Source organism: Pseudoalteromonas sp. HM-SA03 (assembly GCF_002289345.1).
Lineage (GTDB): Bacteria > Pseudomonadota > Gammaproteobacteria > Enterobacterales > Alteromonadaceae > Pseudoalteromonas.
The window spans coordinates 82,479-107,679 of record NZ_NSDG01000039.1 but is presented as its reverse complement, the minus strand read 5'-3'; the positions used below and the strand labels follow the sequence as shown (position 1 = coordinate 107,679).

Sequence of the window (25,201 nt, the reverse complement as noted above, 5' to 3'; positions counted from 1 at the left end):
TTAAGTAATAATCGGTCTTTTATAGACTCTGCGTTCAACATATTCACGGGACAAACTATGCAATTTATTAATAACAAGCTGGAAAACGCTGTTCGCAAGCCAATCTCGTTGGCTGTCGGTGCTGCGCTTCTTTCAACTATTTCAATTCATGCGCAAGCAGAAAGTAACAACACGGAAGCCAAAGAAAGTGTTGAAGTCATCGAAATCACGGGTACACGAAGAAGCCTACGTAGTGTTGCCGAGAGCACGGTGCCGGTAGATGTCATTTCTTTAGAAGATATGCAAAGTACAGGTCAGCTGGAGCTGAGCCAAGTACTGACAACTCTAGTGCCTAGTTTTAACTTCCCAAATTCAACGCTGGCGGATGGTACTGATCACGCTCGTCCGGCAGTACTTAGAGGCTTAGCACCGGATCATACCTTAGTGTTGGTAAATGGTAAGCGTCGTCATGCTGGTGCATTATTGAATTTAAACGGTACCGTTGGTCGTGGTTCTACGGCGGTTGATTTAAACACCATTCCAGCTGCCGCGATTAAGCGTATAGAAGTGCTGCGTGATGGTGCTGCTGCTCAATACGGCTCAGATGCCATTGCTGGCGTTATTAATATCGTGCTTAAAGATGCAGAAGAAGGCGGCAGTATTAGTGTGACCTACGGCGAGCATGATACACAGATGGCAGGTGTGCCTGACTTATTACAAACTCGTGCAAACGCTGCTGGCGATTTAGACTTTGTGTTAGGAGATGACCGCAAGCGTAATGATGGCGGTACTACGACAATTGGTGCCAACATCGGTTTTGCTTTAGGTAATGAAGGTTTTATTAATCTGTCTGCCGAATATAGAGATAAAAAACCGACTAATCGTTCAGGCTTTGATCCAAGAGAGCAATATGCTCGTGATGAAAATGGCCAGCTTGACTCAAGAGAGTTTTCATTCGATCGTTACAACCACCGTTTTGGTAAAGCTGAAGTGGAAGATTTTGCACTATTTTATAATGCGGGTTACAACCTAGATGCGGAAACCGAACTTTATTCATTTGGTAGCTACTCAACACGTGAAGGCAACTCCGGTGGTTTCTATCGTCGCGCAAATGACAGTCGCAACTTAACTGCGGTATATCCAGATGGTTTCTTGCCTCAAATCGTCAGTGATGTCGATGATTACTCTTTTGCGGTTGGTGTCAAAGGCACTCAAGGTGAATGGGATTACGATATCAGTACAAACTATGGTGTGAATGACTTCGCTTTGGGTGTCGTAAATAGTTTGAATACTTCGATGGGGGTAACAAGCCCGACAGAGTTTAATAACGGTGCTTTAGTTTATTCACAGTGGCTTGTGAATGCTGATGCTAAAACGGCATTGGATTTAGGCTTACCGGATGACGTATTTTTCACGATTGGTGCAGAATATCGCCGTGAAACCTATGAAATTGAAGTAGGTGAAGAAGCGTCTTACCTCACTGTGCTTGATGCAGAAGGTAATCCCGTTGCAGCTGGTGGTGCGCAGGTACTCGCTGGTTTCTCACCAGCAAGTGCTGTCGATGAATCTCGTCATAACATCGCTTTATTCGCAGAGTTTGATACCTACTTAACGCAAGACTGGAATGTCGTCTTGGCGGGTCGCTTTGAAGATTACAGTGATTTTGGCAGCACTTTCACCAGTAAACTGGCATCGCGCTATGTGGTGTCGGATAACTTTTCACTACGTGGTGCAGTAAGCACAGGTTTTAGAGCGCCTTCATTGGCTCAAACGTCCTATAAATCAATTGCTACGGTATTTGAAAATGGCGTACCGAGTGAAGTTGGTCACTTCCCTGTTGATACACCAGCTGCAAAAGCGCTGGGTGCGCGCGAGCTTGAGCCGGAAGAGTCGGTCAATATGACAGCGGGCTTTGTCTACACACTAGACGCGTTCTCATTTACTGTAGATGCCTATCGAATTGACATCGATGATCGCATCGTCCTTTCTGAGAACTTGGGTGGTCCTGAGGTCATTAATATTTTGCAGCAAGCGGGTGAGCTCAATACGCAAAGTGTAAGGTACTTCACTAATGCTATCGACTCGCGTACTCAAGGTGTGGATATCGTAGCAACGTATAGTTTTGATCTCGCCGACTACGGTAATCTGCGTTTAAGTGCCGCGGTAAACATCAATGACACTGAAGTGACGCATGTAAAAGCAAACCCTGCTGAGCTTGAAGCCCTTGGTGACAGCTATGAGTACTTTGCTCGTCGTGAAATTGCACGATTTGAAGATGGGACACCAAAAGACAAATGGAACCTAGCTGCAATTTGGCAATTTGGCGATTGGCAGACGACATTACGTGCCACACGCTATGGTGAAACGGTGGACTCTTCTAGTGCAGTAGAAGGCGATGAAGTATTAGATGCTAAATGGATCACTGATTTAGAAGTGGCTTATAACCTAGGTGACAACTGGAAGTTTGCTGTAGGCGCTAACAATCTATTTGATCAATATCCACAAGATACTGTTAGTAATATTGGTTATACAACGTTTAACCAGATCTTCCCGTACTCTGCGTTCTCGGCATATAACACCGATGGTCGCTTTGTGTATGGCAATATCAGCTACCGTTTCTAAGCAAGCTCAGAAAGACAAAAGGCCAAGCATCTGCTTAGCCTTTTGTACTTTACTTACTTAATATCAATTCGCATTTTATGCGGGTACATCTACCGCGTGAGGTAAGTTTATCTGAATACACAAACCGCCATACTTCCCTGACTTCACTGTGATTTTTCCATTCATCGCTTCAATTAAGCTCTTACAAATAGATAAGCCAAGACCTGAGCCTCCTGTTGCACGACTTCTCGATGCCTCGGCACGGTACAAGCGTTCAAACAGCTTGTTCTGCTCGGCCTCTGATACGCCTGGTGAGCTATCATCCACTTGTAGAAATAGTCCTTGTTTATTGACCACTGCTTTAAACCTTACCTTGCCGGGTTTATCTGTATATAAACATGCATTCTTAGCAAGATTATCGATGACCCTATCCAGCTTTGGTTTATCAATGTAAATGCTCATATCATCGACGTGAATGTCGGCGATAAATTGCAGCTGATTACTCGTTACTAGCCTTTCAATGTCATAAATATAGCTTTGGATAATCGTTTTCGCGCTGTGCTGCTGAGGAAGGATCACAAGTGCGTTATGATCTGCTTGAGACAATTGATATACGTTCGAGATCAATTCATTTAGCTGATTTATTTTGTTGTTGATCTTGGCATACGCAAGAGTGCTGTCATCTATGAGATTGTGTTCCATCGCTTCTATATGGAGTTTTAAGACACTGAGTGGCGTGCGTAACTCGTGGGAAATATCGGCCAGCATTTTATCCTTCTGCTCAATATTCAATTGATACATTTTTGCTTTTAGCGCTGCATTTCTATGTTTGACGACAAAAAATCCGACTAGAAATAATCCAGCTAAAAAGGTCGAGATTGCAGTGATCACCCACATTTGTGTGGATAGCTTGGCGTTTTGTAAGTTAACCTCGGTTATGGCTTGTGCAGAGCGTGCTTGCTCCAGTTGTTGAGATTGAATAAGCGCGTCAATACTGGCTTTATAGGTACTTACTTGTTTTTCTAGTAATGTTTCATGAAGTTGAGTCTGTAGCTTTGAAGTCGACTTCATAAATTGAAAAGCTTGGGTGTAATTATTATGTGCAGCTAGCGTTATCGCTTTAAGGCGATGATATTTTTCGAGCAGCACCTCTGCCGTTTCAATTTCGGTTAGGGCGTCCAGCTTGGTGAGTAGTGTTTTTGCTTTGGCTAATTCTTTGCGTTTTAGCCTAACTTCTAACTCCGTCAGGTAGGCGTAAAATTGTTGCAGCGTTGAACTGGTTTGAGTGGCATATTCAATGCTTGCAAGTGCATCTGATAACGCATTGTCTAAGTCTGCCTTAGCTATATGGATCAGCGCTGAGTTACGATATGCCCTAGCGAGTGAAACCCTAGCATTGAGTTCTTTTAGAAATTCAATGGCCTCTTTTGTTTGCGCTAATGCTTCGTCCGTTTTACCGTTCTTAAACTTCAGCTCTCCCAAGCGAAGGGCTGTGCCAGCGACGTTGCGTAATTCTTTTGAAGCTTTATCTGCAACGAGAGCTTGTTGAAAGAAATACTCTGCATTTTCCTTATCCCCCATACGCACAGAAATATCACCGAGATTATAAAAGTTAGCCCCTTGTTTTTCGTACTGATCAGTTCCTTTTAGCAGTTCATAGGCTTTTAAGTGATATTGCATAGATTGCGCAAGCAAATTTCTATGGTCGGCAACAACGCCTAGATTATTATAAGTTTGCGCAACTAAATTTGATTTATCCATTGCTTCGGCTGAAGAGAGTGCTTTTAAGTAAAAAGACTCGGCTTGCTCAAGCTGGCTTAAGTGACGATAGTTAATGCCTATCTCTCTGTATAAATCATACTTGCGCGCTTCGGTAAGGAAAAACTGCTTTTCGATATAGCTAAGGGTAGATATTGATTTCTCATATAAGTCTTGCTTTCGATAAATCATAGCCTGCAAATAAATCGCTTGATATCGCGTTTCTTCTTCTTCACTGACGCTGGCCGTTTCAATTTTAACTAAGGCTTCGGTGTATTTTCCTGCCTTTTCCAGCTCTTCTATTTCCTTGATAACTGTATTCCCGGCCTGGCAATGCATCGCTGTAAGCAGTGCTACTGCTTTTATTAAGTTCTTAATGGGGGTCATGTATCAACTTCAACGTACTGTAATCAGTTTTATAGTTTTACATGTAAAAGTGGGGTAATTATGGAAAGTGTAAAGGGGGTTTACAGCTGATTGTAGTGCTTATAAATCTAAGGCTCGGCATATTTTGATTTTTAGTTAAGATAAACTCAGAACAAAATTTTACTAAGTAAGTTAGTAAAAATGTGACCTGTCGCTGGTTTAGTTAGTAAAATTTTGGTTTGTGAAAGTGAACGAAGTCACAAATGTGCTCTATTTTGTCTGGATCTTAGATCTTTACTGTAAAGATCGGGATCGTTTGGTGTTGAGTTAATAAAAGTCTGATCTCAAATAGGCATATATTAGTAAAAATATGATCTGAATAATTGACGTTGGTAAATACGTGATCTAGGTAATCAGTGGCTAGTAAAAATCTGATCCACAATAGATAAAAGGGCCTCGCGGCCCTTGCTGATTTAGGAACTATATAAGTCGCTATCTAAGTCGAGTGTTTAGAACTGGTTCATGGTGTTGGCTTCACCGCCTGCCTTGAGGGCATTTTCACCAGAGAAATACTCTTTGTGCGTGTCACCGATATTAGAGCCCGCCAAGTCTTGGTGTTTAACTGATGCTTGTTCGCGACGGATTTCTTGTCGTTGCACATCACGCACATAGGCAAGCATACCCGCGTCACCAAAATAGCCTTCAGCCAGAATATCAGTGCTGAGCGCTGCTGTATGATAAGTTGGCAGTGTAATTAGGTGGTGGAAAATTCCCGCTTCTCTTGCTGAGTCACGCTGAAAGTTTTGCACCAGTAGATCGGCTTCTGTTGCCAATGCGGTTGCATCTAACTCTGGTGCCATCAACACTTTTGCATCCGCGCTTGGATTTGGGTATGCCGATAAGTCTTTACCTTGCTCCTGCCATTGTTGGTATACCTGTTCACGGAATTTTAATGTCCAGTTGAACGATGGTGAGTTGTTGTACACAAGCTTAGCGTTAGGCACTTGCTCGCGAACTCGGTTAACTAGCTCGGCAATTTGCTCGATATTTGGCTTTTCGGTTTCAATCCACAATAGATCTGCGCCTGATTGAAGACTGGTTACACAGTCTAGTACCACACGATCTTTTTCTGTGCCTGCTCTGAACTGGTATAAACCGTTGTCTAAGCGAACTGGCTTTTGCAGTTCGCCACTCAATTTAATTGCCATCTCACCTTCTTGTAAGTCAGCGGCCGAGGTAACTGGCGTGGTGTCTAAATAGCTAGTGTATTGGCTCGCAAGGTCGCCTGGCGCTTTTGATACTGGCACTTTTTGCGTCAAACTTGCACCCAATGAGTCAGTGCGGGCGACGATAACGCCATCTTCAACACCAAGCTCAAGGAAAGCATATCGTACAGCGTTAATCTTGGCTAAAAAGTCTTCATGAGGAACCGTTACTTTACCTGCTTGGTGGCCACACTGTTTTGCGTCCGATACTTGGTTTTCGATTTGAATTGCACAAGCACCCGCTTCAATCATTTGTTTAGCTAATAGGTAGGTTGCTTCTTCGTTACCAAAACCGGCATCAATATCAGCAATGATAGGCACTACATGAGTTTCGAAGTTATCGATTTTGTTAAGGATTTCAGTTGTGTCTTGGCCTTTTGCTCTTGCTGCATCAAGATCTTTGTAGAGATGATCTAGCTCTCGTGCGTCGGCTTGCTTGAGGAAGGTGTAGATCTCTTCAATCAAAGCAGGAACCGCTGTTTTTTCATGCATACTTTGGTCAGGTAGTGGGCCAAACTCTGAGCGCAGCGCTGCAACCATCCAGCCACTTAGGTATACGTAAGAGCGTTTTGTAGTTTTATTGTGACGCTTTACGGCCATCATCATTTGTTGCGCGGTAAAACCGTGCCAACAACCAAGCGATTGCGTGTATTGGCTGCTATCTGCGTCGTACGCTGCCATGTCTTCACGCATCACTTTTGCCGTGTATTTTGCAATGTCCAAACCGGTTTTAAAGCGGTTTTGTAGGTGCATACGGCTGGCATACTCAGGACTGATAGACTGCCAAGTTTTTCCTTGGCTTTGGCATAGACTAGAGAAATGATCTAACTGAGTTTGATACTGAGACATAATTAGCTTCCTTTGAACGGGTACTATAAATCAAATTAAATTCTGGTTGTTTGTTACACGAAACCAACCGGTGTGAGAGTGGTTGGCTGCGGGCTTAATTAAACACTAGGCCGATAAATTAGATTTTTTAAATTTATAGTTATTATTACGAGTATATTTTTTGTGAATGGGAAAAGGGGTTCGTTTTTCCAAAAATTGTTTTATGTTTGACCTATCCCGTTCAAAAAATGTTAATCAAGGACTCTCCATGAGCAAGTATGTCACTCATTCAGGCTTCCAAATTGCGACTCCACTGGCGCACTTTGTTGAGCAATCTCTACTTCCCGGTACGGGGATCGCGGTCAATCAATTTTGGCAAGGCGTAGCGGATATTTTTTCGGAACTTGGGAAGCGAAACCAAGCGTTACTCAACAAACGCGATACCCTGCAACAGCAAATTGACGATTACCACCTCTCTCACCCTGATTGGCAATCAGCAGAATATCGGACATTTCTTGAATCTATCGGTTATTTGCAGCCTGAGCCTGAAGACTTTGCTATCGAAACCGAGCATGTGGAGCCTGAAATCGTCAGTGCTGCTGGGCCTCAGTTAGTGGTGCCTGTCAGTAACGCAAGATTTGCGCTCAATGCGGCGAATGCGCGTTGGGGCTCCTTGTATGACGCGCTCTATGGAACGGATGTTCTTGGCGAAGAGGATGGTGCTGAGCGTACTCAAGCCTATAATCCGAATCGCGGATTTAAAGTCATGGCTTATGCTAGGCAATTTCTCGATAAAGCGCTGCCGCTGGCAGAAGGCTCTCACATAGAAAGTACGAACTACGCGATTCTAGACGGCAATTTGGTGATTACACTCAACGACAGCACCCAAGTTGCACTGCAAAAGCCTGATCAGCTAGTGGGTTATCAGGGGGAGGCACAAAATCCAAGTGCGATATTGCTGCGTCATCATGATCTGCATATTGAGATCCAAATCGATCCGCACCATCCGATCGGACAGGCGGATAAAGCTGGGATCAAAGATGTTGCTCTTGAGGCTGCACTTACGACAATCATGGATTGTGAAGATTCAGTTGCGGCGGTAGATGCACAAGACAAAGTATTGGTATACCAAAATTGGTTAGGCTTGATGAAAGGGAGCTTGAGCGAGACCTTCGAAAAGTCAGGACAATTACGGACTCGGACGCTAAATGCCGACCGAAGCTATGTAGATACACAAGGCCAGCGTATGACACTAAAAGGTCGTTCTATGATGTTTGTGCGCAATGTTGGCCATCTAATGACAACGCCAGCGGTACTGGATGCAGAAGGTAACGAGCAGTTTGAAGGGATCTTAGATGCCATCATGACAAGCACGGCTGCGCTGCATGATTTACAAGGCAATAGTCCGTTTAAAAACTCGACGGCAGCAAGTATCAATATTGTGAAGCCAAAGATGCACGGGCCTGAAGAAGTCGCTTTCACTGATACCCTATTTAGCCGAGTTGAAGCGCTGCTCTCGCTACCCAAAAATACCATTAAAATGGGGATTATGGATGAAGAGCGCCGTACTTCGGTAAACTTAAAAGCGTGTATTGCTGCTGCTAAGCAGCGTGTAGTATTTATCAATACTGGCTTTTTGGATAGAACAGGCGATGAAATTCATACCTCGATGCTGGCGGGCCCTGTATTGCCCAAAGTGGCTATTAAAGGACAGTCTTGGATAGCGGCCTATGAAGACCAAAATGTGGATATTGGCCTTAAAACCGGTTTTAGGAAAAAGGCACAAATAGGCAAAGGAATGTGGCCAATGCCAGATAAAATGGCGTTAATGATGGATCAAAAGCAAGGCCATCCGGAGTCTGGTGCTAATACTGCATGGGTGCCCTCTCCTACCGCAGCTACGCTCCATGCGATGCACTATCACTATGTGGATGTGTTTGCACGCCAACTTGAGATAAAAACACGTCAGCAAGCATCGCTCGATAACTTACTTACGCCCCCGTTGATGTTAGAAAACGATTTGTCTGCGGAGGATATTCAAGCCGAATTAGACAATAATGCGCAGGGCATTTTGGGCTACGTGGTGCGTTGGATAGATCAAGGTGTAGGTTGCTCAAAAGTGCCTGATATCAATCACGTTGGATTAATGGAAGACAGAGCAACCCTTAGGATCTCAAGCCAGCATATCGCTAATTGGTTATATCATGGCATTTGTAGCGAAGAACAAGTAGAAAAAACCTTTNGCTGCTGTGGTAGATGGTCAAAACGAAGGTGACAGCCTCTACCAACCAATGCTCAATGACCATAAACCGCTTAGTGAAAACCTCGCCTATAAAGCGGCGTTATCTTTGGTATTTGAAGGCCGAGTACAACCTAATGGTTACACCGAGCCGCTACTTCACGCCTATCGACAAGCCTACAAATCGCAGGCTAGTTAGCACCTTTTCATTTCGATGTCACTCAAATCAAGGCTGGTCAATCCAGCCTTTTTGGTTTTTATGCTTGTGTCGAGGAAAACCTCAACCTACGTTGGATTTGTAGGTCGTGATTTATCACGACGAGCATAGGCTACATTTGCGATGCGGTGACTAACGGAATTCGTGTTGAAACACCGTTGAGTGCAATTTTGTGGATCATTTCATCTAGGGTAGTGCAGCAATCACTGAGAATGTAGACATTGTACAGCTCCGCCGATTTCGATAGCGCGGTATGGGTTACACAGTTTTGTGTCATCATGCCGCAGATATATAAAGTGTCGATACCTTTAGATTGGAGCAAATCGTTTAAGGTGGTTTGCTCAAAGCTGTCGGCGTAGGATTTTACGATATGGTGACCGTTTTCTTGCGCTTGGCGTAGGCCATTATGAAGCTCGACACCGCTAGTGTTGGCATTGAAAAATGGTGCTTTTCCTTGCTCTGGATTAGCTATGTGCTGGACATAAATGACTTCCATGTTTTGCTCTGCTGCTTTTTTGATAGCAGTATTGATGTTTGCTAGTGTATTTTCGGTATTCCATAACGGGAAAAGCCCTCCAGGAAAGTAGTCATTTTGAATGTCGATCACCAATAGTGCGCTGTTGTTCATTTTTTTACCTCGTTAGTTAATTTGCAGAGGTATTGTGCTGGAGTTGTAACTTTGACTGGAGTGTCTAAAATGACATTTTTGAGTTCAAATTCGACAATGTAGATGAAACCAATCAAAGTGGCGATTTGTCACTATCCTCACGCGATGAAGTCGGCTGTGTATGGTCTAGAAGAGCTGTTTTTTCTAGCTGATAGAATTTGTATCGAAGAGTCTCAGGATACCCGCTTTACAACACATGTTGTCACCTTTAGTAGTTCTGTAAAGGGGGATTACAATATTGTGTTATTGCCGCCGAGTGTTAGTTCTGATTATTACCTCAAACCTGAACCTCAATTACTTGCTTGGTTAACCGAGCAGCACCAACAAGGTGCAGTTATCGCCTCTGCCTGTGCAGGGGCTTTTATACTTGCGGCCTCGGGGCTAAGTCATCAGCGCTTACTTACCACGCATTGGGGGTTAACTGAGGCATTTAAACGGCACTTTCCTAACCAGCCTATTGATACACGAAAAATTTTAATCGATCACAATGATATTATGTCGGCTGGCGGTATGATGTCATGGCTTGATCTTGGATTAGAGCTAGTCAAAAAATATAGCGGTCACTTGGTCATGCGCAAGTTAGGCAAAACGCTTGTCGTAGATACGGCTCAGCGGGAGCAGAGCTACTATCATCAATTTCAGCCAAACTTTCAACATGGCGATGATGCTGTGCTGCGCGCTCAGCAATACATTAATACCCATTATGGTCACAATATTTCAATTATAGAACTAGCTGATATCGCTCTACTTACGCAACGAACCTTACAGCGACGTTTTGCTAAGGTGCTCGGACTCAATCCAAATCAATATCTGCAACGGTTTCGAGTGCAGAAAATGTGTGATTTATTAGAAAGCACGAGCAAACCATTTGATTGGATTGCGCATCAGGTAGGATACGAGGATACGACAGCCTGCCGTAAGGTGTTTAATAAGTGTATGGGCTTAACACCAAGCGAGTTTCGAAAACGTTTCTAGTTAACCTGAATCTGGGATAACAACTTGTTTTCTAGCGNCTGTTATCCCTTACTACTGCGTTAAATTTGCTTGCAATAGGCCAGCTATTGACGCACAAATTTGCCTTGTACTAAGAAATAACTTCTGGCTAGATCGATATTACGCTTTTGAACTTAGTGATTTTAGTGGATTAACTTACTTCTTACCCCGAGTTCAGGTTAGTTATTTAAACTTGACTTAAAGTAAAAAATATTTGACTTGTGGTTGAGCAAAGTTTACGCTTTTAATGTAAAAAATACTTAACCTTGAGTAAAGTGAGGGTGACATGGAAAGCAATAACAAGATTAAAGCGTTTTTAGACTCGTTGAGTTTCCGTGACTTAACGATTGCGATAGAGTTTTTGGTAACAGGTTATATCCTGTATTTTTATTTAGGCGAAATAACAGCGGCTACAGAGCAGTTACGTCAAGATCCGAGTTGGGTATCAGGATTGTTGCTCAAGGTGATTGTTATTTCTATCGTGACATCTATAGCAGGTCAGCTGCTACTGAGCTTTGTTAGCGATAAAGATATGGATAAGCCGTTAGATGAGCGTGAAAAGTTGATTGCGCTATCTGGGTGCAAACCTGCCTATTGGGTGCTTCAGGTTGGTGTGTGTATCTCTATTTTCCAATATTCTGCTGAAGCGCAAAATTGGTCGCAAGCGCTTCCTTTTGAGCTACCATTTGCACCACTTCATATTTTAGTGATTGCATTTTTGCTGGCTGAATTGGTCAGTTATGGAACCCAGCTAGTCAAAGCTCGTTTGGGAGCTGTGTATGGCTGATTTACCAATAAAAAACAAAATTAGAATGCTACGTTTTATGAGCGGTGAAATGACACAAAAAGAGCTTGCTGAGCGAGTGGGTGTTACGAGACAAACGATTATGGCGGTCGAGGCTGCCAAGTACTCCCCTTCGCTTGAAGTCGCCTTTAAAATCGCTCATGTATTTAATGTCCCTATCGAAGAAGTATTCGAATATCAGCCATAAAGTGCAAAACAAGCGTGATGTAAAGGGGGTTTACGTCACGCTTTTTTGTTCCAGTGAGCCCCTGTGCGTTTTTTGATTTAAATAGTTTAATAATTAGGCATTGTGTTCTAGGCTTTAGGTAAATATATTGTTACTAATATAGATAGTGCCTATGCAATGAACAGAGTCGTCATGTTATAAGGCCGATTGTCATAGACTTGCTCACGAGGTGTCATGGTTAAGCAGTACATATCAGTGAATAACTTGATTGGCACGATTATATTGGTGTGGGGCTTGGTATTTACCCCTGTCAGTGCAAGCGAATGCAGTAAAACGGTGAATATCGGCGTTGTTGCCGATTGGCCGCCATTAACTGTATTTGATGAGCTTGGACCTTGGGGTCTAGACGTAGACATTGCCGAAATGGTGTTCCAGCATGTTGCCGTGTGTACTACCTATATTCGCCTCCCTTCCAGCGCTCGCACTTTTGAAGAAATGTCAAAAGGGATGATAGATGTCGCGGTAATGGTTAGCTACACTAAAGACAGAGAAGCATACGGAGATTTCTCTCTGCCCTATCGTTTTGAACGTATGCGATTATTTTCGTTATCACCTCCCACTGTGCTTGCCGATCTCGCTTCATTACTACAGCAATCGAAAACTATAGGGTTAAGCATCGGATCTTACTATGGAGAGGAGCTTGGTAAGCTTACACAAGAGCCCCGCTATAAAGATCAGTTTGTGAGTATTGCCAGTGCGCAGCGGCGGGTTGAAATGTTGATGAAAGCGCGCGTTGATTTTATTGTAGATGATATGATCACGGGGAACTATTTTATCAAAGAGCGAGGACTTTTCGCTGCACAGGCTTGGCCTTACGTGGTACATGATAATCAAGTACATTTTTTGCTGCGTAAAAATGTTTTTAGTACGAGGCTGAAAAGTAAAATTGATGAGGCGATCGTAGCGCTTAAACCCAAGATTGAATTGTTAGTGGCGAGTTATCAGTCAAATGCCTCTTTTGGGGTTTCCACTGTCTCAAATAGGTTTCCTAGTTACCAACCGTTACCGCTTTCAAATCTTAACTAGCAAGGATGTTTAGTCTTACTCAATTCCCTCATTTGGTTCGATTTTTGATTTTTTTCTAGCCAAACCAAACTTAATCAAATTGTCACATCAAAACGGTAAATTATCGCAAATACCTGCAAAATCTCAGATTTTTTAAAATTTTTTAAGATTTTTTGTAATCCTTTAAAACCCCTTAGCTATCATGGGATTAACCTAGGTACAAACGTCAAAAATTTGGCTTTTTACAAAAAGTCAACCTTGAAGTCTCATCTTTATCACCCTAAGCTTTATTTTAATTGAACGGTCAATTAATAAAAAGCTATGCCAAAAGTCGGAATGGAACCTGTTCGTCGTCAGCAGCTAATTGACGCCACTTTAGAGTCAGTTGCCGAGTTAGGATTACAAGCAACCACTATTAATAGTATCAGTAAAAGAGCGGGTCTCTCATCGGGGATCATCAGCCACTATTTTGGTGGTAAACAAGGCTTGATTGAAGCAACCGTGCGCTATCTATTAAACAACTTGAAATACAGTTTGTTGGACAAAACCTGCGGTGGTTGTAGTGCCGAGCAGCGACTCATGTATATCGTAGAAGCTAACTTTGCCATGGTACAGCAGCAGTCAAATACGACGCGTACCTGGTTGAGTTTTTGGGCGCAGTCCATGCACGATGATGAACTTCACCGACTACAGCGCGTTAACAGTCGCCGTCTGCAGAGTAACCTAGCGACTTCGTTTGCTGCTTTTATGCCGCGAACTGAGGCAAAAGAAGCGGCTGAGCTTGCCGCGGGTATGATTGACGGACTCTGGTTAAGAGCAGTGCTAAGCAAAGCTGACCATCATGCGTTTCATCACAGTGAAACGCTCGCAAAACACTACATTCAATCACTTATTAAGCAGTTTGGAGGATAATGTGACAGTCCCTGTATATCAAAATTTTATTCATGGCCAGTTCTTGGCAAACCACTCAGGCGAAAAGTTTGCAGTAAAAAATCCAGCAACGGATGAAGTGATCTACGAGGTAGAAGTTGCCGATAGTCATGTTCAGCAAGCTGCGATTGAAAGTGCCAAAGCGGGCTTTGCATTATGGTCAGCGATGGCGCCAATTGAGCGAAGTCGTGTGTTACATAAAGCGGTGTCTCTGTTGCGCGAGCGCAACGATGAGCTTGCCAAGATTGAAGTGTTAGATACAGGTAAACCTTGGCAAGAGGCGGAATGTGTAGACATTCAAACTGGTGCTGATGTGATTGAATACTTTGCAGGGTTGGCTCCCGCTCAAGTTGGCACTCAGCAGCCTGTGGGAGGGGACTTTTTCTATACTCGTAAAGAGCCCTTGGGTATTTGTGCAGGCATTGGCGCGTGGAATTATCCACTGCAAATTGCGTGTTGGAAATCAGGCCCTGCACTTGCCGCTGGTAACGCCCTCATTTTCAAGCCATCGGAAGAAACACCACTAGGCGCGATTAAGCTGGCTGAAATCTTTATTGAGGCCGGTGTCCCTGCGGGCGTATTCAATGTGGTACAAGGTGCCGCTGAGGTGGGCCAATGGCTTACTACCAGCCCTGATATTGAAAAAGTATCGTTCACCGGTGAAGTGGGGACTGGCAAAAAAGTAATGCAAAGTGCGGCAAGCAATTTAAAAGAAGTGACGATGGAGCTAGGCGGAAAATCACCGCTTATCGTCTTTGAAGACGCTGATATCTCTCAAGCGATAAGCGCTGCGATGTTGGGCAACTTCTATACCCAAGGTGAAGTGTGTACCAACTGCACACGCGTATTTGTACAGCGTAAGGTTTACGACGCCTTTTTGGCTGAATTAAAGCAGCGTACCGAACAAAATATCATTGCCGGCGATCCGCTCGATCCAAACGTTAATCTTGGCGCCCTAATCTCAAAACAGCATCACACCTTGGTGATGGATTACATTGCAAAAGGCAAAGCTGAAGGCGCAACCATACTTACTGGTGGTGATGCGCTTAGCCCTGAAACAGCGCCTAACGGCTATTTTGTCGCACCGACCGTATTTATCGACTGTCATGATGACATGACCATAGTGAAAGAAGAGATCTTTGGTCCAGTGATGTCGGTATTGGTATTTGATGATGAGGAAGAAGTCATTCAACGTGCAAACAACACCCATTTAGGTTTGGCCGCAGGTGTATTTAGTAGAGATATTCAACGTGCCCACCGTGTCATCCACCAGTTAGAAGCTGGTATTTGTTGGATCAATAGTTATGGTAACTCACCTGCTGAAATGCCCGTTGGAGGCTATAAGCAGTCGGGCATTGGCCGCGAAAATGGCATCGAGACGCTAGATCAATATACCCAGACTAAGTCTGTGTATGTTGGTATGAGCGATATTGAAAGTCCATTTTAATCGAGGAGTATGATGACTGATTTTGATTATATTGTCGTAGGTGCTGGTTCTGCAGGCTGTGTGCTTGCAAACCGCCTATCGGAAAATCCAGCGCACAAAGTACTATTACTCGAAACTGGCGGTAGTGATAAGAGTATTTTTATTCAGATGCCAACCGCGCTATCTATTCCAATGAATACCGATAAATACGCTTGGCAGTTCCATACTGAGCCCGAGCCGCACTTAGATAATCGCGTTATGCATTGCCCTCGCGGCAAGGTGCTTGGTGGTTCATCGTCAATCAATGGCATGGTGTACGTTCGAGGTCATGCTAAAGACTTTGACGAGTGGCAAGACAGTGGTGCACAAGGTTGGGATTATCAGTCTTGTTTGCCTTACTTCAAGCGCGCTGAATCTTGGTATTTAGGTGGCGATGAATACCGTGGTGAGCAAGGTCCGCTTGGCACCAATAATGGTAATGAAATGGCAAACCCGCTCTATCGCGCCTTTATTAGCGCCGGTGAGCAAGCGGGTTATGCGTTTACTAAAGACTATAACGGTGAGCAGCAAGAAGGTTTTGGGCCAATGCATATGACCGTAAAAGGTGGTAAGCGTTGTTCATCAAGTCGCGCCTATTTAGATCCAATTAAACATCGCAGTAACCTCACCATAGTCACGGGTGCCTTGGTACAAAAAGTACTGTTAGATGGCAAAACCGCTACAGGCGTTGAATACAGTGTGAAAGGAAACCTGAAAACAGCGAATGCAGCGAAGGAAGTGATCCTAAGTGCAGGTTCAATCGGTTCACCGCACTTATTACAATTATCTGGCATTGGCGATAAAGAAGCGTTGACTGCCGCAGGCGTTGAAGTAAAACACCATTTACCCGGAGTGGGCAAAAACCTTCAAGATCACTTGGAGTTTTATTTCCAATACAAGTGTAAGCAGCCTATCACCTTGAATGGCAAGTTGGGGTTAATTTCTAAAGGCTTGATCGGTGCAAGATGGTTACTTGATAAGTCAGGTCTTGGCGCGACTAACCACTTTGAGTCTTGTGCTTTTATTCGTTCGAAAGCGGGCGTTGAGTGGCCAGATCTTCAGTACCACTTTTTACCTGCGGCGATTCGCTACGATGGTAAGAGTGCCTTTGATGGTCATGGATTCCAAGTTCATGTCGGCCACAATAAACCAAAGAGCCGTGGTGAAGTAACGATTAAATCAGCAGATCCAACGGTTGCGCCTAAAATACAGTTTAATTATCTGGCAGAACAAGAAGACATCGAAGGGTTTAGAGCATGTGTCAGGTTGACTCGTGAAATCATCGAGCAAAGTGCGTTTGATGACTTTAGGCAGAGCGAGATCCAACCTGGTGAGCATATCCAAACCGATGAAGAAATTGATGCCTTTGTGCGTCAAGCGGTAGAGAGTGCTTACCACCCTTCTTGTTCATGCAAAATGGGTGAGGATGAAATGGCGGTTGTAGACTCGCAAACCCGTGTGCGCGGTGTAAAGGGGCTACGCGTTGTGGATTCATCTATCTTCCCAACCATTCCAAATGGCAACCTCAACGCGCCGACTATTATGGTCGCGGAAAAAGCAGCGGATATGATTTTAGGCAATTCACCACTTGCCGCTGAGGGAGCAAACGTTGCTATGACACAAAACTGGCAACAGGTTCAACGTAGTTCGGAGATCTAGTTTCGCCACTCGTATGGGAAAGTTCGTGTCCCATATGAGACCTGCAGTGGCACGCAGTGCAAATCGTTTGCACTGCGTTAATGCGGGAATAATGTAAATAAAAACAACGGAGAAAAAATGAGTTACTTCTATCAATTTTGGGAGGGTGACAATGACAGTATGGCTTAGTGCAGGCATCATTTTCACCCTATTGGCAATTGCCTTTATCTTATTGAAGTGGGGGAATTTACAGTGCGTTGGTGTTACACCGGTTAAAACGTTCACTTTTATTGCAATCTTATTTACTTCTGGCCTAGATGTTGGCCTCATCATGTTTCCGCTTACGGAGTTTGCGGGTTACGCAGACATAAAAGCAAGCCCAGAGTATGCGTTTACTAATCCGCTGGCCATAGAGTTTGGTTTTTGGGGATTTTTAATCTGGGGGTTCTACTTTCTTACGTGCTTTTATTTCTGCGTAATAGAACCCAAGGTGAAATTCTTTGAAATTCCTTGGGTTAAATTCATTAATAACCTAGTTATTATCGGTACTTGTGCGTTTACCGCATTCTTATTGTTGTCTAATTTACCTTGGTATTTACCCAGTTTAGGCGACGGTGAGTCGATTATTCCTAGTTTCTATCTGATTGTGTTTGCGGCGATCGCCTTTGCGGTTTACTCAAGCACTAGCCTGAAGTACGTACGTTTTTTAAGTATCACGACAACATGGGTCTTTATCGGTTTAATCGCCTTTATGTGGGCGTCAGCGTTTGTCTTTGGTGACAGTGCAATGTCGAGCTATACCAACAATTTGGCACTGATCGGCGGTTACTTTACCAATTTAGATCAGTTTGTGTTGCCACTGAATGACTATCACGAGTTTTATCTGTTTTGGTGGTTTGCGTGGAGCATCATGATAGGGCAATTCACATCGCGTTTTGTCGGTGGCTTGAAAACCTATCAAGTGCTAGCGGCGATGTTGATTTTCCCGTCTATTCCAATCGCAGCATGGTTTAGTGTGCTTTATCACTACCATGAGGCTGGGATCCCTACCGCGGGTATTAGAAACTTTGCAATGGTCTTTGTTGGCGTGGTGTTTGTGATTAACTCACTCGACTCTTTGATCCGCCTATATACAGACAACCTAAACCTTACAGTTAGCCGTTTAGGAAAAAGAAACTATATTTTATTTAATATCGTGGCGTTATCACTGCTTACGCTGTTATTTAAACTAAACTTTTTACAGATCCAATGGGTTGGTGCGTTAGTCATAGGCTTGTTCTTCTCATGTTTTGGTTACATTGCTTATAGTAAATACAAAACCGTGAGTAAGATTGATAGCTCGCCAAAAGACAATCTTATCGACTTTAGAAAAATTGAATCAGTAAACTAGGGATACAACTACATGACAACCTTAAAGAAAACACTTTGTGCACTCCCTCTTGCACTTGCATCTAACTATGCAGCGGCAGACTGGTCTGCAACGCTTACAGGTGCATCTGATTATACCTTTAACGGTGTGAGTCAAACGCAAAATGACCCAGCGCTTCAAGGCAGTATAGATAAAGCCTTTTCAAATGGTGTATATGCGGGAAGCTGGGCATCTAATGTCGATTTTGGTGGTGACACAGATCTAGAGTGGGACTTTTACGTTGGTCGCTTCATTGAGCTGAACCAGAGCTGGAGTCTAGACTATGGTATTGCTTACTATTCTTACCATGGTAGTGACAGCTCAAGCGATGGTAACTATCCAGAGATCTATACTAAGTTTGGTTACGCGAGTGACCTTGGCCAAACTGAGTTTAATTTTTGGTACAGCTGGGATTATTTCGGTACCGAAGCGGGCCATACTATTGCGATGGTAGCACATACTTTTGAAATTGCAGAAGGTCATGCACTAAGAGCAAGCTTTGATATCTCCAATTCATTGGATGGCGATAAATATACGTGGGATGGTAACGATAAATCTTACAATCACTATCGCCTTGCTTACCAAACTGCATTTAAAGGGTTTGATATTGAAGTGGCGGCTGAAAACACGAGCTTAGATTGGGATACGGCTGATGAACGGATTGTACTTTCTGTGTCGCGAACATTTGATTTGTAACCTGTATTAAGGTGCGATGATTGTAATACCAGCCTAACCTAGGCTGGTATTTTTTTGCGTTTAAGGCAGAATGTTTTAAAAAGCTCACTGTAGTAAGAAAAACCATCATGAACCTTAATCAAGTTACGCTGCCTGTCGATGATATGACAGCAGCTTGTCAATTCTATCGAACGCTAGGCTTTACTCAAATTGTTGATACGCTGCATTATGCTCGATTTGAATGTCTTGAAGGTAATGCAACCTTTTCCCTGTCACTAGAAACGCCTCCCATCAACAATGGTGCAGTTATTTACTTTGAACATGAACAGTTAGATGAGTGGGTTTCTGAGCTCGAGGCTCGGGGTATCATATTTGAGCAACTGCCGACAGCGCAGCGCTATCTGTGGCGAGAAGCGATACTGTTTGACCCCGCAGGAAATAAGATCAAATTGTACTGGGCTGGTGAAAATCGACTGTACCCTCCTTGGCGTGTAGAGCTCAAAGGGGTTTAGTAAACCGCCATCTTGTTTATTTAATGTTAAATTTTGTTTTACAAACATTGTTGAATTGTGTAACTTTAATAGTGACTGTACAACTAGGTAAGAAGTCCGAGTGGAGTCGCTTAAGTTAGGGGATTTTTCACCAATCGCCTGATGGATTGTTTTGAAAGATTGAGAACGATGTATTGAACATTTCTACAGATCAAGTTGTACCATTCTCCCAATTTGCCGTTACCAGATAAACGGATGTGCTGTTGCGGCAAATTATTTCTCTATCGTTGACTAATTGCTAGTTTCAAGCCTATGAACTTTCTAAAAGATATTCCAGCTGATTTAACCGAAGAAATTTTTGAAACGGTGCTGTCTCATCCAAATATTCGTATTGAACGGATAGTATCGAACGGTCATACCTCTCCAAGCTCTGGGTATTACGACCAAGATGAAAATGAATGGGTGCTGGTATTAGAGGGCTGTGGCGAGCTAACCTTTGAGGATGGCAAGACTATCACCTTACAAGCGGGTGATAGTCTTAATATTCCCGCACATCAAAAACATAAAGTAAGTTATACAGACACTTCAGAGCCAACCATTTGGCTTGCTATTTTTTATTGAGCTTTAAAGAGTAGCAAAACCAGGCTTAGATAAAGCTAAAGTCGCCAACAAACACTTGGTTGTCGTTGGAAACTTGGGTAAACCACTGTTTTAGGCTTTCAATCGCAGCGGTTGTTTTTGCTGCAACAGTATTGCGATGCGGCGTGACGGCATAAACGCTATATTCTCTCAATGACCACTCAGCACACAATCTCTTTAGTCTACCAGATGAAAGGTGGTGCCTAATTTCTGGTTCAGGTAATACTCCATAGCCTATGCCATCTAGAGTGAGCTGAATACACGCCTGCATATTATTTACCATAAAACGCGCTGTTGGCAGCGCCACTTGTTGATGGGTTTGTTGGTGGCTTAAATGGTAAGGGTTTTGTTTACTACTCGAGTGACCAATCAAAGCGTGAGGCGCTAAGCTGTCTGGATGCGATATATTGAGTTGTGCCAGTGGATGGTGGCAACTGACACAGGGGATCAGTTGCCAGTCAGCAAGATGACGGGCAATAAGGTTTGAGTCTTGTAAAGGGCCTATACAGATAGCTAAGTCGACGCCCTCAGTAATGATGTCAATGGGCTCGTCGGTTAGGATTAAATCGACCTTTATTTGTGGAAATTGTTCACTTAAGTAGCGTAGAGGCTTACTGAGTAGCCCTCCTCCAAATCCGATGGGGGCAGAAATCTTCAATATGCCAGACGGTGTATGTTGTAATAACTCAAGTTCATGCTCTGCCTGTTCTGCGGTTTGCAGTATTTGTATCGCGGATTTGTAATAGATAGAGCCCGCTTCAGTGAGTGTTAGGTTACGAGTATTTCGATTAAATAAGCTTAGGCCTATGTCTTGCTCTAATTTGCTGATCTGCTGGCTGACGGCCGAGGTGGTCATATGCAATAAGTCAGCAGCTTTACTCATACTGCCAGCTTCTACTGTTTTTGCGAACACTTTAAGTCCGCGAGTCAATTTCTGATTCATTGTTAAGACCTACTTAAAATACCTTTAAGAAAAACCGCATTGCTCCAAAATACGCAATCATCATACCATTACAAATGAAAATAATTGTTATTTATCTTGTATTCTATCATGGAGGTTTCTCGATGTTGATGGCCTGTCGTAGTTTGGCGCCACTCTCTTTAGCTGTTGCAGCAGCCCTGCCTTTTTCCTCACTTGCGCAAAGTGATGCAAAATCAGAAATAAAAGAAGAGGTGGAAGTGATCGTTGTATCCGCTTCTGGATTTGAGCAACTGCTAAAAAATGCGCCGGCGTCTGTTAGCGTTATCAATCAAAAAGAGCTACAGCAGCGCTTTTATCGAGACCTTACCGATGCCATGACAGATGTTCCCGGAGTTGTAGTAACTGGAGGCGGAGACAGGGAAGATATTAGCCTTCGCGGCATGGGCAGTCAGTACACGCTTATCTTAGTCGACGGGCAAAGACAAAGTTCGCGTGAGACTCGGCCAAATAGTGACGGCCCTGGTGTTGAAGGTGCATGGACGCCTCCTGTTGCTGCCATCGAACGCATTGAAGTTGTGCGCGGGCCTATGTCTTCGCTGTATGGCTCTGATGCAATTGGCGGCGTAATTAACATTATCACTAAAAAAACGCCTGACGAGTGGCATGGAGAAGTCAGAGTTGACGCAACCAGCCAAGAAAACAGTCGATCAGGTGATATCTATCAGGCTAATTTCTTTGCTGCAGGCTCGTTAATCAAAGATACCTTAGGGGTACAAATTTACGGTCAAACTACGCACAGAGACGAAGACGAAATCGTGTCTGGCTTTAGAGGTCGCGATGCCGATACGTTGAAGGTAAAACTGGCCTATACACCGTCAGATGAACACGAATGGTTATTGGATTATGGTATTGCCTCTCAAACGCTTGATGCAACGTTAGGTAAAACAGTGGCACCGCTTGCGCCAGGTGAACCGTGTGGCCGTCGAGGCTGTCCTGAGTCCACCACAACCGAATACGATAGTGAATCAATCTCTTTGACACATAACGGTTATTGGTCATTTGGTAGCTCTCGTAGTTACTTAAAACATGAAGAGTTTGATAATAAATCTCGTGAGATGACGGTTAAAAACGTAGACTTCCAGTCTCTTTGGACGTTACCGCTTGGCGAGTCTCATACTAGCTCAATCGGTGTTGCTTACCTCAATGAAGACTTGACCGACAAAACCAGTAACCGCATTAGTGATTTACAGCAAGTCGACAACGATCAGTGGTCAGTATTTGCTGAGGATGAATGGCGCATCGTTGAGCCATTTGCCCTGACTATGGGCTTACGCTACGACAAAGACGGTAACTTTGGCGGCCATGTTAGCCCGCGTTTATACGGTGTTTATACTGCATCAGACACGGTGACGGTCAAAGGTGGGATCTCAACTGGCTTTAGAGCGCCGAACTTGCGCCAAAGTACGGCGGCATGGGGCCAAGTGAGTCGTGGTGGTAATATTTATGGAAATCCAGATTTAAGCCCCGAAACCTCAATTAACTATGAGCTAGGTTTATATGTCGAGCTTGCTAAAGGGATCAGCACCTCGGCAACGGTATTCTATAACGAGTTTGACGATAAAATTTCGCGTGTTTCATGTCCACTAACTCAATGCACAGACGGTCCTAACGAGTTTGGCTCGTTACCGACAACCTATGTCAACGTTGATGAAGCCGTAACCCAAGGTGGTGAAGTTAGTTTCTCGGGTCAATTGACTGAAAAGCTAAAGCTTAGCGCAAACTATACCTACACAGACTCGGAGCAAAAAACCGGAGTGTATGCTGGTAGTCCATTAAATCAGTTACCTAAACATTTGTTCCAAACTTCGCTTAATTATCAGTATTCGGATGAGCTGAGCACGTGGTTACGCTTCCATTATCGTGGTGAAGAAAGCCAGCCTGTAACTGGGCCTTCTCAAAGTAGCTTAGTCGCACCTTCGTATAACCTAACTGATTTAGGTGCAAATTATCAGCTGAACGAAGCGATCAAGCTTGGGTTTGGGGTTTACAACCTTTTCGATGAAGAAATTACCGAAGCAGAATACGGCTACTTTGAAGATGGTCGTCGCTATTGGGCTTCATTGGCGTGGAGCTTTTAATGATACGAGCTCGCTCAGCGGCTAAGTCGTCGAATCGGCGGCTTAAAAAGCTGTTTGATTGGCGCACTTGGCATTGGATGAGCTCTGCCGTGTGTTTGGTGGGAATGCTGCTGTTTGCCGTGACTGGGATCACCTTAAATCACGCAAGCCAGATAGAAGCTGCACCGACCACATATGCTAAAGAAGCTGTGCTGCCAAGCGCTCTGTTGACCCAGCTTAACGCGGCGGCAGAGCAAACAGCGCTGCCACACAGCTTTCAATCTTGGTATCAGTCACACACAGGCTCGGCGTTACCTGCACTACAGCAAGTGCAGTGGAGTGAGTACGAATTGTATGTTGCGCTGCCAAGAGCTGGTGGCGATGGCTGGTTTAGCATCGCCCTTGATAGCGGTGAGTTTTATCAAGAGATCACGGATCGTGGTTGGGTATCATACCTTAACGATCTTCACAAAGGGCGTAATACAGGATTTGCATGGCGTATGTTTATTGATGTGTTTTCAGTAGCTTGTGTAGTGTTTTCACTCACAGGGTTATGGCTTTTATACAAGCATTCTCGAGGAAGAAAGTCGACTTGGCCGCTCGTAGCAGCAGGCTTTGTATTACCTGTTTTAGTGCTGATGGTACCCGCGCACGCTAAAGCTGATGAAGTTGAAATCACGATCCCGCGCTTAAACGTTGCGGAATATCACCCACCTTATGTAGCAGTATGGCTGGCAGACAGCAAACAACAGCGAGTTGCCGATATTGCCGTTTGGTATGACGTTAATATGGCGGATAAAGAAGGTGAAAAGTGGTTAAAAGACTTACGCCTTTGGTGGCGTAGAAGCGGCCGTAGCCTATCCATGCCTGTAGATGGCGTGACTGGTGCTACAAGGCGTCCAGGTACGGCAAAAATTGATTTAACCCCTTGGCGCGATGAGTTTAAAGCTTTACCTGCGGGTGAATACACGCTGTTTGTAGAGGCTGCTCGTGAGCTTGGAGGTCGTGAAGTATTGAAACTGCCAGTGACCTTACCTATCACTGCGCCTGTCACTGTGATTGCAGAAGGTAAATCTGAACTCGCTACAACAATTTTAACAATGGAGCCTTAATCGTGAAAATTTCAACGTTAGTTTCTGGTGTCTTAGTTGCCTTAGCCGCATATAGCCCGTTAAGTGAAGCACACCGAGTATGGATAAAGCCAAGTACCACCGTGGTGTCTGGTGACAGCGAATGGATCACGTTTGATGCAGCCATCGCCAATGGGATCTTTAACCCAGATCATTATGCTTATCCACTAGAGCGCCTATCAGCACTGTCTCCTTCTGGAAGTAAGGTTGAGCTTAAGAACGCCGCAAAACTTAAGTATCGTAGTGTGTTCGACATTGAGCTCAATCAGCAAGGCACTTACAAAGTGTTTAATCAAAGTCGCTCGCTGGTGGCGCGCTGGACTGATGAAAATGGTGAAAAGCATTACTGGCCAGGACGCGGTAAAATTGGTTCGGTAGAGGCCTTTAACAAAGAAGTACCAAAAACGGCAAAAGATTTAAGTGTGACCGACGTTGCAAGACGATTAGAAGTCTTTGTAACTTTGGGCGCACCAAATAACACCGCGCTTAAGCCAACTGGCAAAGGGCTAGAACTAAATCCGGTTACTCACCCTAATGATTTGTACACCGGTGAACCAATTACCTTGCAGTATACGATGGATGGTGAACCTGCCAACGGGGCAGAAGTGATAGTAGTGCGTCAGGATGAAAAGTACCGTGATAATAGTCAACCAAGCAAATATACAACAAATGCCAAAGGTGAAGTGACGCTAACATTATCTGAGCCAGGCATGTATTGGTTTGAAGTGGAATATGAAGACGACAAAGCACAAGCACCCGCCACAAAACGTGCCGGCAGCTATGTCACGACCCTCGAGGTATTACCGCTTTAACTAACCGTCCCCATGTGGTTTGAGA

At 44.1% G+C, this 25,201-nt stretch carries 19 protein-coding genes and 1 pseudogene; 16 read left to right on the top strand and 4 right to left on the bottom strand.

What is annotated here, in order from left to right; genetic code table 11:
- Nucleotides 1-57: 57 nt before the first annotated feature.
- Nucleotides 58-2,601 (top strand): TonB-dependent siderophore receptor, encoded by a 2,544-nt coding sequence (locus CKO50_RS07800; RefSeq protein ID WP_095727694.1) that lies wholly within the window; start codon nucleotides 58-60, stop codon nucleotides 2,599-2,601.
- Nucleotides 2,602-2,676: 75 nt separating this feature from the next.
- Here CKO50_RS07800 and CKO50_RS07795 read toward each other — a convergent pair whose 3' ends face one another.
- Both CKO50_RS07795 and CKO50_RS07790 read right to left on the bottom strand, forming a co-directional pair.
- Nucleotides 2,677-4,725 (bottom strand): ATP-binding protein, encoded by a 2,049-nt coding sequence (locus CKO50_RS07795; protein ID WP_095727693.1) that lies wholly within the window; start codon nucleotides 4,723-4,725, stop codon nucleotides 2,677-2,679.
- Nucleotides 4,726-5,213: 488 nt separating this feature from the next.
- Nucleotides 5,214-6,818: an isocitrate lyase gene (locus CKO50_RS07790; protein ID WP_095727692.1), complete on the bottom strand. Its 1,605-nt coding sequence runs from the start codon at nucleotides 6,816-6,818 to the stop codon at nucleotides 5,214-5,216.
- 247 nt (nucleotides 6,819-7,065) lie between these two features.
- On the opposite strand from CKO50_RS07790, the pseudogene CKO50_RS07785 reads away from it, so the two are divergent.
- Nucleotides 7,066-9,235 (top strand): annotated as a pseudogene (locus tag CKO50_RS07785) (malate synthase G).
- A 130-nt stretch (nucleotides 9,236-9,365) separates the two neighbouring features.
- Here the strand turns inward: CKO50_RS07785 and CKO50_RS07780 are convergent.
- Nucleotides 9,366-9,881: a cysteine hydrolase family protein gene (locus tag CKO50_RS07780; protein ID WP_095727691.1), complete on the bottom strand. Its 516-nt coding sequence runs from the start codon at nucleotides 9,879-9,881 to the stop codon at nucleotides 9,366-9,368.
- A gap of 102 nt (nucleotides 9,882-9,983) precedes the next feature.
- Here CKO50_RS07780 and CKO50_RS07775 point away from each other — a divergent pair, with 102 nt between their 5' ends.
- From CKO50_RS07775 to CKO50_RS07725, 11 genes are all read left to right on the top strand, one after another.
- Complete coding sequence (locus CKO50_RS07775) at nucleotides 9,984-10,895, top strand: GlxA family transcriptional regulator (protein WP_095727690.1); 912 nt, start codon at nucleotides 9,984-9,986, stop codon at nucleotides 10,893-10,895.
- Nucleotides 10,896-11,199: 304 nt separating this feature from the next.
- Complete coding sequence (locus CKO50_RS07770) at nucleotides 11,200-11,700, top strand: hypothetical protein (protein WP_095727689.1); 501 nt, start codon at nucleotides 11,200-11,202, stop codon at nucleotides 11,698-11,700.
- Nucleotides 11,693-11,905: a helix-turn-helix transcriptional regulator gene (locus CKO50_RS07765; protein ID WP_095727688.1), complete on the top strand. Its 213-nt coding sequence runs from the start codon at nucleotides 11,693-11,695 to the stop codon at nucleotides 11,903-11,905. Before CKO50_RS07770 ends, CKO50_RS07765 begins: the two co-directional genes overlap by 8 nt.
- Before the next feature lie 213 nt (nucleotides 11,906-12,118).
- The gene (locus CKO50_RS07760) at nucleotides 12,119-12,970 is read left to right on the top strand and encodes an ABC transporter substrate-binding protein (RefSeq protein WP_095727687.1); all 852 of its coding nucleotides are present in this window, start codon (nucleotides 12,119-12,121) and stop codon (nucleotides 12,968-12,970) included.
- A gap of 300 nt (nucleotides 12,971-13,270) precedes the next feature.
- Entirely contained in the window at nucleotides 13,271-13,861 is a 591-nt protein-coding gene (gene betI / locus CKO50_RS07755) for a transcriptional regulator BetI (protein ID WP_095727686.1), read from the top strand.
- Nucleotide 13,862: 1 nt separating this feature from the next.
- A complete protein-coding gene (gene betB, locus CKO50_RS07750) occupies nucleotides 13,863-15,326 on the top strand; it encodes a betaine-aldehyde dehydrogenase (RefSeq protein ID WP_095727685.1) in 1,464 nt (487 codons plus the stop codon).
- 9 nt (nucleotides 15,327-15,335) lie between these two features.
- Complete coding sequence (betA, locus tag CKO50_RS07745) at nucleotides 15,336-17,003, top strand: choline dehydrogenase (protein ID WP_176474626.1); 1,668 nt, start codon at nucleotides 15,336-15,338, stop codon at nucleotides 17,001-17,003.
- Nucleotides 17,004-17,154: 151 nt separating this feature from the next.
- Complete coding sequence (locus CKO50_RS07740) at nucleotides 17,155-18,372, top strand: choline transporter (protein WP_095727683.1); 1,218 nt, start codon at nucleotides 17,155-17,157, stop codon at nucleotides 18,370-18,372.
- 12 nt (nucleotides 18,373-18,384) lie between these two features.
- Complete coding sequence (locus CKO50_RS07735; RefSeq protein WP_095727682.1) at nucleotides 18,385-19,086, top strand: TorF family putative porin; 702 nt, start codon at nucleotides 18,385-18,387, stop codon at nucleotides 19,084-19,086.
- A gap of 107 nt (nucleotides 19,087-19,193) precedes the next feature.
- Complete coding sequence (locus CKO50_RS07730; RefSeq protein ID WP_095727681.1) at nucleotides 19,194-19,577, top strand: VOC family protein; 384 nt, start codon at nucleotides 19,194-19,196, stop codon at nucleotides 19,575-19,577.
- A gap of 291 nt (nucleotides 19,578-19,868) precedes the next feature.
- Nucleotides 19,869-20,177, top strand: coding sequence for a cupin domain-containing protein (locus tag CKO50_RS07725; RefSeq protein ID WP_095727680.1), 309 nt, complete (start codon nucleotides 19,869-19,871; stop codon nucleotides 20,175-20,177).
- 25 nt (nucleotides 20,178-20,202) lie between these two features.
- Here CKO50_RS07725 and CKO50_RS07720 read toward each other — a convergent pair whose 3' ends face one another.
- On the bottom strand, nucleotides 20,203-21,138 hold the full coding sequence (locus CKO50_RS07720; protein WP_095727679.1) for a LysR family transcriptional regulator: 936 nt from the start codon (nucleotides 21,136-21,138) through the stop codon (nucleotides 20,203-20,205).
- Nucleotides 21,139-21,260: 122 nt separating this feature from the next.
- Between CKO50_RS07720 and CKO50_RS07715 the strand changes: the two genes are divergently transcribed.
- Genes CKO50_RS07715 through CKO50_RS07705 form a run of 3 tightly spaced genes read left to right on the top strand, consistent with a single transcriptional unit; the run spans nucleotide 21,261 to nucleotide 25,176 of the window.
- Nucleotides 21,261-23,255, top strand: a complete 1,995-nt coding sequence (locus CKO50_RS07715) for a ligand-gated channel protein (RefSeq protein WP_095727678.1) — start codon at nucleotides 21,261-21,263, stop codon at nucleotides 23,253-23,255.
- Nucleotides 23,255-24,346, top strand: a complete 1,092-nt coding sequence (locus CKO50_RS07710) for a PepSY-associated TM helix domain-containing protein (RefSeq protein ID WP_095727677.1) — start codon at nucleotides 23,255-23,257, stop codon at nucleotides 24,344-24,346. Before CKO50_RS07715 ends, CKO50_RS07710 begins: the two co-directional genes overlap by 1 nt.
- Nucleotides 24,347-24,348: 2 nt before the next feature.
- Nucleotides 24,349-25,176, top strand: a complete 828-nt coding sequence (locus CKO50_RS07705; protein WP_095727676.1) for a DUF4198 domain-containing protein — start codon at nucleotides 24,349-24,351, stop codon at nucleotides 25,174-25,176.
- Nucleotides 25,177-25,201 lie beyond the last annotated feature (25 nt).

Excerpts from the sequence above, each read along its gene's own strand:
- CKO50_RS07710 (WP_095727677.1), top strand. The coding sequence starts at position 23,255 with ATGATACGAGCTCGCTCAGCGGCTAAGTCGTCGAATCGGCGGCTTAAA.
- CKO50_RS07800 (WP_095727694.1), top strand. The coding sequence starts at position 58 with ATGCAATTTATTAATAACAAGCTGGAAAACGCTGTTCGCAAGCCAATC.
- CKO50_RS07720 (WP_095727679.1), bottom strand. The coding sequence starts at position 21,138 with ATGAATCAGAAATTGACTCGCGGACTTAAAGTGTTCGCAAAAACAGTA.
- CKO50_RS07760 (WP_095727687.1), top strand. The coding sequence starts at position 12,119 with ATGGTTAAGCAGTACATATCAGTGAATAACTTGATTGGCACGATTATA.
- CKO50_RS07730 (WP_095727681.1), top strand. The coding sequence starts at position 19,194 with ATGAACCTTAATCAAGTTACGCTGCCTGTCGATGATATGACAGCAGCT.
- betI (WP_095727686.1), top strand. The coding sequence starts at position 13,271 with ATGCCAAAAGTCGGAATGGAACCTGTTCGTCGTCAGCAGCTAATTGAC.
- CKO50_RS07735 (WP_095727682.1), top strand. The coding sequence starts at position 18,385 with ATGACAACCTTAAAGAAAACACTTTGTGCACTCCCTCTTGCACTTGCA.
- CKO50_RS07765 (WP_095727688.1), top strand. The coding sequence starts at position 11,693 with ATGGCTGATTTACCAATAAAAAACAAAATTAGAATGCTACGTTTTATG.
- CKO50_RS07715 (WP_095727678.1), top strand. The coding sequence starts at position 21,261 with ATGTTGATGGCCTGTCGTAGTTTGGCGCCACTCTCTTTAGCTGTTGCA.
- CKO50_RS07725 (WP_095727680.1), top strand. The coding sequence starts at position 19,869 with ATGAACTTTCTAAAAGATATTCCAGCTGATTTAACCGAAGAAATTTTT.
- CKO50_RS07770 (WP_095727689.1), top strand. The coding sequence starts at position 11,200 with ATGGAAAGCAATAACAAGATTAAAGCGTTTTTAGACTCGTTGAGTTTC.
- CKO50_RS07780 (WP_095727691.1), bottom strand. The coding sequence starts at position 9,881 with ATGAACAACAGCGCACTATTGGTGATCGACATTCAAAATGACTACTTT.
- CKO50_RS07775 (WP_095727690.1), top strand. The coding sequence starts at position 9,984 with ATGAAACCAATCAAAGTGGCGATTTGTCACTATCCTCACGCGATGAAG.
- CKO50_RS07740 (WP_095727683.1), top strand. The coding sequence starts at position 17,155 with ATGACAGTATGGCTTAGTGCAGGCATCATTTTCACCCTATTGGCAATT.
- betA (WP_176474626.1), top strand. The coding sequence starts at position 15,336 with ATGATGACTGATTTTGATTATATTGTCGTAGGTGCTGGTTCTGCAGGC.
- CKO50_RS07795 (WP_095727693.1), bottom strand. The coding sequence starts at position 4,725 with ATGACCCCCATTAAGAACTTAATAAAAGCAGTAGCACTGCTTACAGCG.
- CKO50_RS07790 (WP_095727692.1), bottom strand. The coding sequence starts at position 6,818 with ATGTCTCAGTATCAAACTCAGTTAGATCATTTCTCTAGTCTATGCCAA.